The organism is Mammaliicoccus sciuri (assembly GCF_002901825.1).
Taxonomy (GTDB): domain Bacteria; phylum Bacillota; class Bacilli; order Staphylococcales; family Staphylococcaceae; genus Mammaliicoccus; species Mammaliicoccus sciuri.
The window spans coordinates 1-15030 of sequence record NZ_PPQD01000028.1 but is presented as its reverse complement, the minus strand read 5'-3'; the positions used below and the strand labels follow the sequence as shown (position 1 = coordinate 15030).

The window sequence follows — 15030 nt, the reverse complement described above, 5'->3', positions numbered from 1 at the left end:
TTTGTAATTAAGGCCGTCCATAGTAACACTTCGTTCGAGTTTTGTAACTAAGGCAATCCATAGTAACACTTCAGCCGAGTTTTGTAATTAAGGCCGTCCATAGTAACACTTCGTTCGAGTTTTGTAACTAAGGCTATCCATAGTAACACTTTGTCCGAGTTTTGTAATTAAGGCTATCCATAGTAACACTTCGTTCGAGTTTTGTAACTAAAGCAGTCCATAGTAACACTTTGTCCGAGTTTTGTAACTAAGGCTATCCATAGTAACACTTCGACCGAGTTTTGTAACTAAAGCAGTCCATAGTAACACTTCGTTCGAGTTTTGTAACTAAGGCTATCCATAGTAACACTTTGTCCGAGTTTTGTAACTAAGGCTATCCATAGTAACACTTCGTTCGAGTTTTGTAACTAACGCCCCCGTTACGAACAAGTTTAGCCAGAAGTGTTCACAAGAGCTCTTACTACACTCATTACCAATAATTCTCCTCATTTTCCTCATCTTTCTGCTATAAATTCATCTTGTATATTAATGCTATGAGGAGGATAATAATGTTTAAATATAGAAAATGAGGTGCATAAATTGTCAGCAAATAAAGCATATAAACAATTACTGCTAGGAATGTTATCACTATTTATTGTCATGGCAATTGGGCGATTTTCGTACACGCCTATTTTACCTTTTATGCAAAAGGCGACTCATTTAACAAACCAAAATGCTGGTTTACTGGCTACGGTAAATTACTTAGGATATTTAATTGGTGCGATGATTCCGACCTTTTTAATTATTAAAAGTAAAGTGGTAGATTTAAAAATTTATTTATTAATCAATATTATTTCTGTTCTATTAATGGGTGTTACGCAAGGTTTTCTTGTATGGAATATTTTAAGATTCATTGCTGGCATTACAAGTGGTACTGTATTTGTGTTAGCTTCAAATGTTGTGCTCGAGTCTTTAAATAAAGGTGGGAAATCTCATTTATCTGGATTCTTATATAGTGGTGTAGGGATTGGTATATTTACAAGTAGTATATTTATTCAAATTTATACGGATTATAATACTTGGGCATCAACATGGATTATCTTAGGCATCGCTTCATTAATATTAGGTTTTATAGTTATATTCTTTATGAAAGAAATTAAAGAACCTGTCAACTTAGAACAAAAGGCAATACATATAAATGATCAAAATAGCGCATTATATACAAAATGGTTTATGGTATGTTTTTCAATTGCTTATTTATTAGAAGGTGCAGGATATATTGTCACAGGTACGTTCTTAGTTGCGATTGTTGAATCTATTCCTGATTTAAAAGAATACGCAGCACTTAGTTGGATGTTTGTCGGTATGGCAGCAATACCTTCATGTGTATTTTGGTCTATTTTAGGCAATAAGATTGGATTTATTAAAGCGATATATTTAGCTTTCATTCTTCAAATTATCGGCGTGATTTTACCAGTGTTTTCGCATAATATTATAGCCTTAATCATAAGTTCATGTCTGTTTGGTGGGACATTCTTAGGATTAACGACTTTATTTATGTCTCGTGGTCAACTCATGAGTGCTGTCTCAGGAAGAAATTTAGTCGCTTTACTTACATTTATATATAGTCTCGGACAAGTTGTGGCACCATATTTTGCAGGTATCCTTATCGGAAGTTCTAATAACTATAACGGTGCATTGATATTTGCATCTTCCTTATTAATACTCGCTCTTGTAGCGATATTTATGAGCATAAGACCATATCAACCTAAAAGTTAGAGTAGTGCAAATATACATTTTTATAAAGCGTTTACATTTTAAAGAGAATGATTTATAATTAAAACTGGTTATAACCAGTTGGAATAGGAATGATTGAGATGTTAAAAAATACACATTTATATTATCAAGTTTATGCAAAAATTAAAGATAAGATTATTTCTGGTGAATACAAAGAAGGCGACAAGTTACCTTCAGAACGAAAGCTTTGCGATGAATACGATGTTAGCAGAATCACGATTAGAGAAGCGCTTGATAACTTAGAAGCAGAAAGTTTAATTCAAAGAGAGCATGGTAAAGGGTCTTTTGTATTAGGTAATCAATATAATCAGAAGATGAACAATCTTTATAGCTTCAAAGATGAAGTTGAAAAAAGCGGCGACAAAGCAAGTACAAAGGTAATAAGTATTCAAAGAGTAAAGCCTAGTATTTATATTCAAGAAAAAATGCAGCTCAAATCATTTCAAGAAGTGTATGAACTTAAGAGGTTAAGATTAGCCAATGATAAACCGTTAGTATTTGAGACTAGTTACTTACCTTTAAAGAATTGCGAAGGGTTGGATCGATTTGATTTTAATGAAGTATCATTATACGAAACATTAAATACTCATTACCAAATTCAAATCAATCATGCTTATGAAACATTAACAGCAAAAAATATAACTAAAGAACAAGCGCAACATTTAGAGAAAAATGTTAATGATCCTTGTATGTTTATAGAAAGATATAGTTTTGTAAATGATGAGATTATTGAGTACACAGAGAGTGTTGCAAGCGGTAAAGACTATAAGTACACAGTAGACTTAATATAGTCTTTATATATACAAACTGGTTATGACAACATTACCAATATTGGAGGGGAAAGTATTGTTAAACACAACGGACACATATTCGGAGATTAAACAACAACCTGAAATGTGGCAATTAACAGAAGAGATTATTAAGGATATTAAATCAGATTTTGACAAATTCATTAAAGATATAGAGGAAAACACAACTGGGAAGTTAAAGGTATTATTCACTGGTGCAGGGTCATCAGCGTATGTCGGAGATATTTTAAGAACAGCAATTGATACGAAACAAATGCCTAAGTGGGATTTTGAATCTGTGCCAACGACACACTTTGTTACGAGTCCGAATACGTATATAGATTCAGAAGCGACGTATTTAATTGTGTCATTTGCTAGATCTGGTAACAGTCCTGAAACGAAAGCAACGATTGATTTAGTCGAACAATTATCAGATAACGTACATCATTTATTTATCACAAATAATAAAAGTGGTTATTTAGCAACTGAAGAAAGTTTAAAACATGTTTTTAAAGTCATACTTCCTAAACAAACAAATGATAAATCATTAGCCATGACATCAAGCTTTTCTTCAATGCTTGTAGCAGGTTATTTATTATTTAACGGATCGATTACGAATGACTTTTATGATACTGCAGATTCGGTATTTGAATATTTGGAAGAACTAGCAGATCAAACATTACAAAAATCATTTGAAAAAGTATTTTACGTAGGAACTGGCTTGTTAGGTGAACTTACTAAAGAAGTTAGCTTAAAATTAAATGAACTAACAGGTGGTCATGTTGAGATTGCTAGAGAAACGACATTAGGGTTTAGACATGGTCCAAAAGCAGGATTAAAGAAAGGTTCTATTTTTATATTACTTAGAAGTAATGAAACATATAAACGAGACTATGAAAGTGACTTATTAAATGAAGTAAACAAAGTTAAAGATAAGTACCAGTTGCTTATTTTAGATGGTCAATCTTCAGATGAAAGTACACAAATACCAAATATCGAGGATTATAATGACTTTGAAATAGGGCTGATTTATTTAATGTTTGGTCAATTACTAGCAAGCAAAAAATCTGTCGAACTTGGTTTGAATCCTGATAATCCGAGTCCAGATGGCTTTATCAATCGTGTTGTTAAAGGGGTAACAATATATCCATATAGCTAAAGGGTGAGAAGAATGATTTTGACAAATACATTAAATCCATCTATCGATATCAGCTATCAAGTTGAAAGTCTTGAAATTGGGGCAGTGCATAGACCGACACAAATGATTAAAAATGCTGGCGGTAAAGGTATAAATGTGACGAAAGTTCTGAATGATTTAGGTGTAGACGTGACAGCTACAGGTTATTTAGGTGGAGCGAATGGACAATGGATCCAAACTCAACTCGAACAAAGAAATATTCAACTTCAATTCATAGATATAGAAGGCAATACAAGACAGTGTATCGCGATTAACGATGGTGAACATCAAACTGAAATTCTTGAAGGTGGACCTGAAATATCTGAAGCATCGCAATCTTTGTATCTTAAACAATTAACGGATATTGCGCATCAGTATAAAGTTGTAACCATCAGCGGAAGCACACCTAAGTTAATGAATCAGTCAAAGACTGCATATATGAATAAAATTTTAAATACATTAACGCATAGTTACAACATTGTCGATATAGATGGACAATCGTTAAAAGGAATTTTAGGACAGTGTGCTCATATTCATGCGATAAAACCTAATCAATCAGAATTTGAAGACTTAGTTCATCAAAAGGAGTTAAGTCACCAAGACATTATCAAGATTCTAAAAACAAATCAGTTATTTAAAGAAGTGGATGTATTTGTAACGCTTGGTTCTGAAGGTGCGATTATTAAATTGAAACAGTCGATTTACAAAGCAACTTTACCAAACATAAATGCGGTTAATCCTGTAGGTTCAGGAGATGCTACTGTAGCAGGTATCGCTTATAGTGTGGAGCATGATTTAGATCCTGTAACGACAATTCAAACAGCTTTAGCATGTGGTACTTCAAATGCGATGCAAGCTGCAACGGGAAAAATCATTCAACAAGAAGTGGATGATTTAATCAAAAAAGTGGGAGTGGAGAAATTAGGATGACAAATAAAGATATTAATAAACTCGTCGATGACAAAGGGATATTCGCTGCAATTGCTGTTGACCAAAGAGGTGCACTCAAAAGATTACTAGGTGAACAAGGAACGGATGACAACATTGCATTATTTAAAAAACTTGTATCTGAAACACTTTCACCAAGTGGTTCTAGTATTCTATTAGACCCTGAATATGGTAAAGAGGGCATACAAGCTAAGGCTAAAGACGCTGGATTAATTTTAGCTTATGAACAAACAGGATACGATAAATCAGTAGTTGGTAGATTACCAAGATTAGTTGAAGGTTTATCTGTTAAACAATTAAAAGAGATGGGTGCTGACGGTATTAAATTACTCATCTATTATGATGTTGATGAACCGGACGATATTAACAATGTAAAGAAAGATTTAGTACAACAAGTTGGACAAGAAACGGTCGAAGAGAATATTCCGTTCCTATTAGAAATCTTAACTTATGATGATCAAATAGGTGATGTAAAAGGCGGGTCATTTGCTAAAGTAAGACCACATAAAGTGATAGAGGCGATGAAAGCTTTTAGTGATGAAAAGTATAACGTCGATGTACTTAAAGTTGAAACACCCGTTAATATGAACTATGTCGAAGGTTTTGCAGAAGAATATGTCTTTAGTAAAGATGAAGCGGCATCATATTTTAAAGAGCAAGAGACAGCAACTTCAATACCTTACATATATTTAAGTGGGGGTTTAACTTCACAACAATTTAAAGATACACTTGTCTTTGCACATGAAAGTGGTGCGCATTTCAATGGTGTATTATGCGGACGTGCAACATGGCAAGGTGGAACTGTTGTACTCAAAGAACAAGGTCAAGAAGCTGCTAAAGAATGGTTGAACAGTGAAGGCATTCATAATTTAGAGACGCTCAATAACATCATACAGAAGACAGCAACTCCAATAAGATAAACAAAGAACAGGTGGTGTAAAGATGCATAAATTTGAAATTAACACTGATTTCTTATTAGATGATAAGCCTATTCAAATATTGTCTGGTGCTATTCATTATTTTAGAGTACCTAAGGATGACTGGTATCATTCATTATACAATTTAAAGGCACTCGGTTTTAACACAGTTGAAACCTATATTCCGTGGAATTATCACGAGCCTTGGGAAGAACACTTTGAATTTAGTGGCGAAAAAGATATTCAACACTTTATTCAGTTGGCTGAAGAATTAGGTCTATACGTGATTATAAGACCATCTCCATTTATATGTGCAGAATGGGAGTTTGGAGGTTTACCTTCATGGTTGCTCAATTACAAAGACATGAGAATTCGTTCGTCAGACCAAAGATTTATCGATAAAGTAGACCGATATTATGCACAATTATTTAAAATATTAAAGCCGTTACAAATTGATCATAATGGACCTATTATTATGATGCAGATTGAAAATGAATATGGCTCATTCGGTGAAGATAAATCATATTTAAATATGATTAAAGATTTAATGATTAAACATGGTACAACAGTGCCACTATTTACATCTGATGGCGGATGGGCACAAACTTTGAGGGCAGGCAGTATGGCTGAAGATCATATTTTACCAACTGCTAACTTTGGATCTAAGACTGATATAAACTTTCAAAATTTAAAATCATTCCATGATGAATTTCAGAAAAAATGGCCGCTCATGTGTATGGAATTTTGGGATGGTTGGTTTAATCGATGGGGCGACGACATTATTAAACGAGAAAGTGATGATTTAGTTGCTGAAGTAAGAACTGCCGTTCAACAAGGACATATCAATTTATATATGTTTCATGGTGGTACGAATTATGGATTCTGGAACGGTTGCTCAGCTAGAGGTTCGGTAGATTTGCCTCAAATTACTTCTTATGACTATGATGCACCTCTTAATGAAATGGGCAATCCGACTCAAAAGTATTATGATTTGCAGAAAATGCTCAAAGAAGAAATATCACATATTGAACAAGCAGAACCGTTAATAAAAGATTTTATTGAATTGAAACATATTCAACTACAGGATAAAGTCAGTTTGTTTAATGTTCTAGATGAAATATCGTACAAGACGACTTCTAAATATCCAGAAACGATGGAAGAAGCGGGTGATGGACTTGGTTACATGCTTTATCGCACGAAAGTACACAAAGATTCACCTGTTGAAAAATTTAGAATTGTTGATGCAAGAGATAGAGTAAAGATGTATATAGATGGTGAACATGTTTATACGGCCTATCAACAAGAAATCGGGGATACTTTTGAAGCTGAATTACAATCAGAAGACCCTCAAATTGATATACTCGTTGAAAATATGGGACGTGTAAATTATGGATATAAATTGCTTGCAAGTACACAAAGAAAAGGTTTAGGACAAGGTTTAATGCAAGATTTGCACTTTGTTCAAGACTATGAACAATTCCATATTCAATTAGAGCAACTAAACAAGGAGCATTTTGAAGAAGAATGGATTAAAGATACACCTGCATTATACAGGTATGTGTTTATGTTAAATGAAGCAAACAATACGCACATTGATGTAAGCGCTTTCTCTAAAGGCGTAGTATTAGTGAATGGCGTGAATATAGGTAGATATTGGAATGTTGGACCAACAGCATCCCTATATATATCAAAAACACTGCTTCATGAAGGGGAAAATGAAATTATTATTTTTGATACTGAAGGGACATATAACCAAGAAATTAATTTGGTGAAAGAACCTAAATTTATTCAAAAAAAGGGAGAGATTTAAATGACAATTATAGCGAATAGAATTGATGGTAGGCTGATTCACGGGCAAGTAGCAAATTTGTGGACGACAAAGCTAGATATTACAAGACTTATGGTTATTGATGATGTTGTCGCAGAAAGTACAGTAGATAAAAGTGGGCTTAAATTAGCAACGCCAGCTGGTGTTAAATTAAGTGTATTACCTGTTAAAAAGGCTGCGGATAACATATTAAATGGTAAATATGACTCTCAAAGATTAATGGTGATTGCCAAAGGACCTGATCAATTTTTAGAACTTGTAAACTACGGTGTGAAAATTGATGAGTTAAATGTTGGTAATATGTCTCAAACGAAGGAAACAAGATCAATCAAGCGTTCGATTAATGTTACGGATAAAGATATAGAAATGTTTAAACAGCTTAACGACAAAGGTATTCGAATTATTTCGCAAATGGTTCCAAATGATAACAGTGAGGATTTCATGTCATTGATTAAATAATATTCAAACAAAAAGGGGTTTTTAATTATGGAAATATTATGGTGGCAAGTTCTGCTTTTAACATTATATGCGGGTTATCAAATATGGGATGAACTTCATCTTTATTCTTCAATAAGTCAACCCGTATTCGCTGGTTTAATTGCAGGGTTAATCATGGGAGATGTAACAACTGGCTTAATTATCGGTGGTAGCATGCAGTTAACTATTTTAGGTGTTGGTACATTCGGTGGTGCATCTAGAATTGATGCGAACTCAGGTACAATTTTAGCGGTAGCTTTCTCAGTTGCATTAGGTATGCAGCCGACTCAAGCAATTGCAACATTAGCTGTACCTGTTGCGAGTTTGATGATTCAAACAGATATTCTAGCTCGATTTACAAACACATTCTTTGCACATCGTATAGACGCAAAAATCGAACAAATGGATTATAAAGGCATTGAACGTTATTACATTGCAGGTATTATTCCATGGGCATTATCAAGAATGATTCCAGTATTCTTAGCATTAGCTTTCGGCGGTTCTGTCGTTAAGACAGTTGTGAACTATTTAAACTCCGACTTAAAGTGGCTAGGAGATGGATTAACAACTGCAGGAGCTGTACTACCAGCAGTCGGTTTTGCAATCTTATTAAGATACTTACCTATTAAGAAACATTATATGTATTTCATTTTAGGATTTGTATTAACAGCGTTATTAGCTACAGTATTTGATGGTATGAGCGGTTTAGGTACAGCTGTTTCAGGACTTGATAAGAAATTTGATACTGTATTCAATCCTCTACCTATGTTAGCCATTGCGTTAATTGGATTTTCGTTTGCTGCAATGGAATACAAACGTACTTCTTTAGCAAAACCAGTACAACCTGGAGAAATGAATACTTCTAATTCTCAAAATGATGATGAAGGGGAGATTGAAGATGACGAACTATAATCAAAATGTTGATCCTAAAGAACAAAATGTCATATCAGAAGGTCAGTATAAATTAACTAAAAAAGATTTTAGACAAATTAATAGAAGAAGTTTATTAGGGTTCCAAGCTGGATGGAACTATGAACGTATGCAAGGATCTGGCTATTTATATATTATGCTTCCACAATTACGTAAAATTTATGGTGACGATACACCAGAACTAAAAGAAATGATGCATACACATGCTCAATTCTTCAATACGAGTAACTTTTTCAACACAATTGTGACGGGTATTGATGTCGCGATGGAAGAGCAAGAACAGATTAAATCTAAAGAATCTGTAAGTGGTATGAAAGTAGGTTTAATGGGACCATTCGCAGCAGTAGGTGACTCTATATTCGGTTCATTAATTCCAACTATATTTGGGGCGTTAGCTGCCAATATGGCGATTAACGGAAATCCTTTTGGTGCTTTTATATGGTTAGCAGCACAAATTGCCGTTATGGTCTTTAGATGGAAACAATTAGAATTTGCATACAAAGAAGGTATATCTTTAGTAACAACGATGCAACATAAACTCGAATCATTAACAAATGCTGCTACATTGCTCGGGGTATTTATGGTCGGAGCACTCGTCGCCACGATGGTTAAAGTTCAATTTGCATGGGAACCAAAAATTGGTGATTTAACCGTTAATATTCAAAATAATGTCGATATGATTTTACCAAAATTATTACCATTAGCAATTGTACTAGGTGTTTATTGGTTATTAGGCAAAAAACATATGAATTCAACGCGTGCAATTTTTATCGTTATCATTGTAACGGTTATATTATCTGCATTAGGCGTATTAGCAAAAATTTAATCAATAGGAGTTTTCACAATGGGAAAATTAATTTTAGCAAGTCATGGTTCAATGTGTGAAGGTTTAAAAGAAAGTGTTGAAATGATATTAGGACCACAAGATAATATTGAAACTGTTGCACTTTTGCCTGATGAAGGACAAGAAGACTTTGAAAAGAAATTTCTAGCAGCAATCACTGATGAAGAAGTAACTGTATTTACAGATTTACTAGGTGGTACACCAGCCAATGTCATTTCTAAAACTTTAATGACTGGAAAACAGTTTGATTTATATGCTGGAATGAACTTGCCTATGGTTATTGCATATTTAAATGGAGAAATGCTGAATCAAGAAGCGGACATCATTAATGAAACACAAAAAAGTATCGTAAAAGTAAATGATTTACTACAAGGCTTAGATGAAGATGACGAATAACGATAAAAATTAGTCAAGAAATGCTGTTACCTTTATAATAGAGTAAAGATAAAAATGAGGGATGCATAATGAAGAATGAAAAAATATATGACATGCCAGTATCAAATGTTTATCCACATTACGTCACAAAAGCTGAGAAAAAAGGTAAAACAAAAGCAGACGTAGATGAAATCATCATTTGGTTAACAGGTTATAGTCAAGAATCATTAGATCAGCAATTAGAGAACAAAACTGATTTTAGAACATTTTTTGAAGAAGCACCAAATATGAATCCAAATAGAAAACTGATCAAAGGCGTCATATGTGGCATAAGAGTTGAAGAAATCAAAGAACCACTTATGCAAGAAATTAGATACTTAGACAAATTAATAGATGAGTTAGCAAGAGGTAAGAAAAAAGAAAACATATTTAGGTAAATATGTAGTAAAAGCATGGGATAAGGCAGGAGTTAGTAACAAAAGTCTGGCGAAATGTAACTAAGGCAGCCGTTAGTAACAAAAGTCCGAGGAAATGTAATTAAGGCGGTCTATAGTAACAAAAGTCCGAGGAAATGTAATTAAGGCGGTCTATAGTAACAAAAGTTTGAGGAAATGTAACTAAGGCATGCCATAGTTACAAAAGTCCGAAGAAGTGTAAAGCATGGGATAATATCCCATGCTTTTTTAATGATATGCTACCCAAAGTGTCCACTGATCTTTTTCTATTATGGGAGAATTGTCTCCTACATATTTGGGAAATTGTGCTACAAATGATTTTAATTCTTGGTCTGATAATTCAAATAGAATACTACGACCTTTTCTTGATAAATAATCATGCTGTAAGGATTCTATCGTTGCATATGATTGTCTAATTTCATTAATTTTTAAAGTTTCAACATTATTAAATCCAACATCATACAATGCGTTTGTAACATCTACTTCTGAATGTCTTCTCTTTGAATCAAAATCCCGAAGTCTTGAAAAATGCTCATATAAATATCCGCGTAGATTGTTTGAAGAAGCAGGAATCGCTAAATCTTCAATAGTTCGATCTTGAATAACAAATATGCTGTTATCTTTTAGAATACGCTTTGTTTCTAAAAAAGCTTTTTGTAAATCTTGAATATGATGAATGAGTGCTCTTGAAAGTATAAAATTCTGTGACTGGTTGGCTAAATGATTATTGAATATATCTCCAACTTCAAATTGTATATGGTTATTGTAAGCTTGTTCATTAGCTGATGCGATCATTACTTCAGATTGGTCTATACCTAAGACATGCTTGAATCCAAATTCACTTAATTGATTTGTATAAATGCCGCCACCACAACCAATGTCTAGTGCATCATCCATATCAATATTAGATTGTTTGATGATGCTACTTATCAAAGATACCCATTTATAATCAACCTTTCGTCCACTATACATATACTTATTCTGCTCATCATGAAAAATATTATTCAATATATCATCCCCTTTCCTTACACCATACACCTAAATGAATGGTTGTAATAATACACATAACTTATGAATAGCTATAACAAGGTGTTAATTTCAATATGATAAAATATGATTACTATGATTACGGAGTGGTGAGAATGGAGAATTGGGATTTATACGATGAAAATAGGCAGTTATTAAATGAAACGATGACAAGAGGAAATGAAGTGCCTGCTAATCGATATCATCTTGTGATTCATGTTTGTATTATTAATAAACAGGGACAATTGCTAATACAAAAAAGAAGAGATGACAAACAAGGATGGCCAGGTAAGTGGGACTTTTCAGCAGGAGGTAGTGCTGTTCAAGGTGATACAAATAGAGATGCAGCAGAACGAGAAACATATGAAGAACTAGGTATTCAATTAGATTTAACTAATCGAAGACCACATTTCACAATTAATTTTGACGACGGATATGATGATTTTTTCATAGTGCATCAAGATATAAATATAGAGAAACTAAGCTTTCCAACAGAAGAAGTACAAGAAGTAAAATGGGTTACAAAATATGAATTATTAGACATGATTAAAGAAGGTTTATTTATTCCATATAGGAAAGGTCTTATAGAATTTATATTTGAAATGAATATCGGTTTAGGAACAATCCGTGAGTAAGAAACAGTTTAGCTGTTTCTTTTTTTTTTTTTGAAAATTTTATTATTCAGATAAAGTTTTCAAAATAATATGATTATTATTAGTTAACTTATTATACTAGTACTCACTCGCTCAAAATATGTCTCGCGCAGAATTTGTATATTAAAACAATTCTTTCTAAATATATAAAATGATATATATTTAGAAATATATAAATACTATTAAATGGTCTAATTTATTTTGTTTACTCCTTAAATGTAATTTTATAACAATTAAAATAACTTATATAAATATAGTTACATTGTATAATGCTAGTTTTGCAATAAAAAAATATAGTGCAAAATTAAAATTTTATAGTAATATTAAGTTGTATTTAAATAATTTGGGAGGAGTAATATATGAGAGAAAAGAGAAGATACTCAATACGCAAATTCACAGTAGGAGCAGGATCAGTTTTAATAGGTTTAACGCTGTACTCAGGTTTAAATACAGTAGAAGCAAGCGAAAATAATTATGAAACATCTTTCAAGATTTTGGGTAATGCATCAGATGATTCTGATGATAGTGATTCAATAAAAGAAAGGAGTTTAAATTCTGAACAACAACAATCGACTTTAAAATCAACTGAGCAAGATTCGAAAGTCGATGTTACGAGTAATAATACGGGAAATGAAATAAATGAATCAGAAGTTCAAGAACCAACTTCACAACAAGAGAATAGTAATACCTCTGATGTTGCAGAAAGTTCATCCGAAGCAATAAATAATGAAGAAGTAACGAATGATCAAGGGGAAGCTACATATGACGGTCAACCGTCTCGAGAGCATCCATTAAGTAATAATGACTTAAAAGATTCAAATAATCAAAATTCAGAAGAAACAACAGTAGATCAAACTGAACAAGGGAATGAATCAGAAGATTCTTCAACTGATGAACAAAATGTAGAAGTTACTACATCAGAAGCAGATGAAGATAGTGCAACTGACTCTGAGGAAACATCTGAAGATGTTACAACTATAAAAGGTGACTTAGAAGATAATTCAGAGGAAACAGATAGTGATAATGCTGATGAATCAAGTAATGAAGAAGATGCAACAAAAGAAGACATAGATGCAAATAAAGACTCAGAAAAAGATGTTGCTTCTGATAATAAAACCAAAGAAGATGAGTCTGTAAAAAATACAACCGAAAAAGTAGAAACATCAAAAGATGAATCTTCATCAAAAGTTATAACGAATAATACACAAACCGAAGCTTCAAATAAGAGAATAGGGAATATTAGCACAAATGCTTTAATTGATGTAAATTTACTTGGTGATATGAATTTAGATGCATCCCATAATGATGGGAAGTTACAATTGAAATTAGAAGGGAGTCCACTCTTAAATGTAGCATTAGGCTCTACTTATCCGACTTTTCAATTGCCACCTCAATTTAGAACATTAATGTCAGACCCTAATTTTAGAAACGCTGTAAAAATTGATTATGATTTGCCCCCCACATTGTTAGTAGGGCCAAGAAGAACAGGATCAATAACAGGGAATGATATAAATATTGATCCAAACACAGGGGTAATATATGGTCAAGCACCAAGATTAGCAGCAATATCTTTGGCTAGTAGAATAACTTATACTTTAACTTTAGATTTAAATGCACTAACAGCTGGTGGTATTTTGCCAGATTCTGATCAACCAGGAAGACATGAATATAACTTTAGGTCAGCAGTTGGATCAGGGCTCATAAATGTTGATTTATTAGCAAGTAGTGGTGATTCGGATTCAATAATTATTGAGGATGACGCCGATGCCGACGCAGACGCCGATGCCGATGCCGACGCTGATGCCGACGCTGACGCTGATGCCGACGCAGACGCTGACGCAGATGCAGATGCCGATGCGGATGCTGACGCTGATGCCGACGCAGATTCCGACGCAGATTCCGACGCGGATGCGGATGCGGATGCGGATGCTGACGCTGACGCCGATGCTGATGCCGATGCGGATGCGGATGCTGATGCTGACGCAGATGCAGATGCTGACGCAGACGCAGACGCCGATTCCGATGCGGATGCTGACGCTGATGCTGACGCTGATGCGGATGCTGACGCTGATGCCGATGCGGATGCTGACGCCGATGCTGATTCCGACGCTGACGCCGATGCTGATGCTGACGCCGATGCAGACGCTGACGCAGACGCCGATGCCGACGCTGATGCCGACGCTGATGCTGATGCTGACGCTGACGCCGATGCCGACGCAGATGCAGATTCTGACGCCGATGCTGATGCCGATGCGGATGCAGATTCTGACGCGGATTCTGATGCGGATGCTGACGCTGACGCCGATGCCGACGCAGATGCAGATTCTGACGCAGACGCCGATGCCGACGCAGATGCAGATGCAGATGCAGATGCAGATTCTGACGCCGATGCTGATGCCGATGCGGATGCCGATGCTGATGCTGATGCGGATGCCGATGCGGATGCCGATGCGGATGCAGATGCGGATGCCGATGCCGACGCAGACGCCGATGCCGACGCAGATGCCGACGCAGATTCCGACGCGGATGCGGATGCTGACGCTGATGCCGACGCTGACGCCGATGCTGACGCAGATGCCGACGCTGACGCCGATGCAGATGCCGATGCGGATGCAGATGCCGATGCGGATGCTGATGCCGATGCCGATGCTGATGCAGACGCAGACGCCGATTCCGATGCGGATGCTGACGCAGATGCCGACGCAGACGCAGATGCTGACGCAGATGCTGACGCAGACGCTGATGCTGACGCTGATGCAGACGCCGATGCGGATGCTGACGCAGATGCCGACGCTGACGCTGATGCCGATGCTGACGCTGACGCAGACGCCGATGC

At 35.2% G+C, this 15030-nt stretch carries 14 protein-coding genes; 13 read left to right on the top strand and 1 reads right to left on the bottom strand.

What is annotated here, in order from left to right:
- Positions 1 to 579: 579 nt before the first annotated feature.
- The 11 genes from CD035_RS08865 (at position 580) to CD035_RS08815 (ending at position 10497) form a co-directional block, all read left to right on the top strand.
- A complete protein-coding gene (locus tag CD035_RS08865; protein ID WP_103354236.1) occupies positions 580 to 1758 on the top strand; it encodes a YbfB/YjiJ family MFS transporter in 1179 nt (392 codons plus the stop codon).
- Between the two features lie 98 nt (positions 1759 to 1856).
- Positions 1857 to 2567, top strand: coding sequence for a GntR family transcriptional regulator (locus CD035_RS08860; RefSeq protein ID WP_048540838.1), 711 nt, complete (start codon positions 1857 to 1859; stop codon positions 2565 to 2567).
- Between the two features lie 55 nt (positions 2568 to 2622).
- A complete protein-coding gene (locus CD035_RS08855) occupies positions 2623 to 3723 on the top strand; it encodes an SIS domain-containing protein (RefSeq protein WP_048540840.1) in 1101 nt (366 codons plus the stop codon).
- Positions 3724 to 3735: 12 nt separating this feature from the next.
- Positions 3736 to 4671: a 1-phosphofructokinase family hexose kinase gene (locus tag CD035_RS08850; protein WP_048540842.1), complete on the top strand. Its 936-nt coding sequence runs from the start codon at positions 3736 to 3738 to the stop codon at positions 4669 to 4671.
- Positions 4668 to 5609 carry a tagatose 1,6-diphosphate aldolase gene (locus tag CD035_RS08845; protein WP_048540843.1) on the top strand — a complete coding sequence of 314 codons (942 nt, stop codon included), beginning with the start codon at positions 4668 to 4670 and terminating at the stop codon, positions 5607 to 5609. The genes CD035_RS08850 and CD035_RS08845 overlap by 4 nt, the downstream gene beginning before the upstream one ends.
- Positions 5610 to 5631: 22 nt before the next feature.
- Positions 5632 to 7416 carry a glycoside hydrolase family 35 protein gene (locus tag CD035_RS08840; protein WP_048540846.1) on the top strand — a complete coding sequence of 595 codons (1785 nt, stop codon included), beginning with the start codon at positions 5632 to 5634 and terminating at the stop codon, positions 7414 to 7416.
- The gene (locus CD035_RS08835; protein WP_048540849.1) at positions 7417 to 7893 is read left to right on the top strand and encodes a PTS system mannose/fructose/N-acetylgalactosamine-transporter subunit IIB; all 477 of its coding nucleotides are present in this window, start codon (positions 7417 to 7419) and stop codon (positions 7891 to 7893) included.
- Positions 7894 to 7920: 27 nt separating this feature from the next.
- Positions 7921 to 8823: a PTS mannose/fructose/sorbose/N-acetylgalactosamine transporter subunit IIC gene (locus tag CD035_RS08830; protein WP_048540851.1), complete on the top strand. Its 903-nt coding sequence runs from the start codon at positions 7921 to 7923 to the stop codon at positions 8821 to 8823.
- Positions 8810 to 9667, top strand: coding sequence for a PTS system mannose/fructose/sorbose family transporter subunit IID (locus CD035_RS08825; protein ID WP_211097939.1), 858 nt, complete (start codon positions 8810 to 8812; stop codon positions 9665 to 9667). Before CD035_RS08830 ends, CD035_RS08825 begins: the two co-directional genes overlap by 14 nt.
- An 18-nt stretch (positions 9668 to 9685) precedes the next feature.
- Positions 9686 to 10081: a PTS sugar transporter subunit IIA gene (locus CD035_RS08820; protein WP_048540852.1), complete on the top strand. Its 396-nt coding sequence runs from the start codon at positions 9686 to 9688 to the stop codon at positions 10079 to 10081.
- Positions 10082 to 10149: 68 nt separating this feature from the next.
- A complete protein-coding gene (locus CD035_RS08815; protein WP_048540854.1) occupies positions 10150 to 10497 on the top strand; it encodes a DUF2200 domain-containing protein in 348 nt (115 codons plus the stop codon).
- Positions 10498 to 10743: 246 nt separating this feature from the next.
- Here CD035_RS08815 and CD035_RS08810 read toward each other — a convergent pair whose 3' ends face one another.
- Entirely contained in the window at positions 10744 to 11523 is a 780-nt protein-coding gene (locus tag CD035_RS08810; RefSeq protein ID WP_048540856.1) for a class I SAM-dependent methyltransferase, read from the bottom strand.
- Between the two features lie 134 nt (positions 11524 to 11657).
- Between CD035_RS08810 and CD035_RS08805 the strand changes: the two genes are divergently transcribed.
- Both CD035_RS08805 and CD035_RS14270 read left to right on the top strand, forming a co-directional pair.
- Positions 11658 to 12176 carry an NUDIX hydrolase gene (locus CD035_RS08805; RefSeq protein ID WP_172965096.1) on the top strand — a complete coding sequence of 173 codons (519 nt, stop codon included), beginning with the start codon at positions 11658 to 11660 and terminating at the stop codon, positions 12174 to 12176.
- 377 nt (positions 12177 to 12553) lie between these two features.
- A partial coding sequence (locus tag CD035_RS14270) for a YSIRK-type signal peptide-containing protein (protein WP_142383035.1) occupies positions 12554 to 15030 on the top strand: 2477 nt, incomplete at its 3' end.

Coding starts and splice junctions, on each gene's coding strand:
- CD035_RS08820 (WP_048540852.1), top strand. CDS start 9,686: ATGGGAAAATTAATTTTAGCAAGTCATGGTTCAATGTGTGAAGGTTTA.
- CD035_RS08845 (WP_048540843.1), top strand. CDS start 4,668: ATGACAAATAAAGATATTAATAAACTCGTCGATGACAAAGGGATATTC.
- CD035_RS08815 (WP_048540854.1), top strand. CDS start 10,150: ATGAAGAATGAAAAAATATATGACATGCCAGTATCAAATGTTTATCCA.
- CD035_RS08840 (WP_048540846.1), top strand. CDS start 5,632: ATGCATAAATTTGAAATTAACACTGATTTCTTATTAGATGATAAGCCT.
- CD035_RS08835 (WP_048540849.1), top strand. CDS start 7,417: ATGACAATTATAGCGAATAGAATTGATGGTAGGCTGATTCACGGGCAA.
- CD035_RS08860 (WP_048540838.1), top strand. CDS start 1,857: ATGTTAAAAAATACACATTTATATTATCAAGTTTATGCAAAAATTAAA.
- CD035_RS08850 (WP_048540842.1), top strand. CDS start 3,736: ATGATTTTGACAAATACATTAAATCCATCTATCGATATCAGCTATCAA.
- CD035_RS08825 (WP_211097939.1), top strand. CDS start 8,810: ATGACGAACTATAATCAAAATGTTGATCCTAAAGAACAAAATGTCATA.
- CD035_RS08830 (WP_048540851.1), top strand. CDS start 7,921: ATGGAAATATTATGGTGGCAAGTTCTGCTTTTAACATTATATGCGGGT.
- CD035_RS08805 (WP_172965096.1), top strand. CDS start 11,658: ATGGAGAATTGGGATTTATACGATGAAAATAGGCAGTTATTAAATGAA.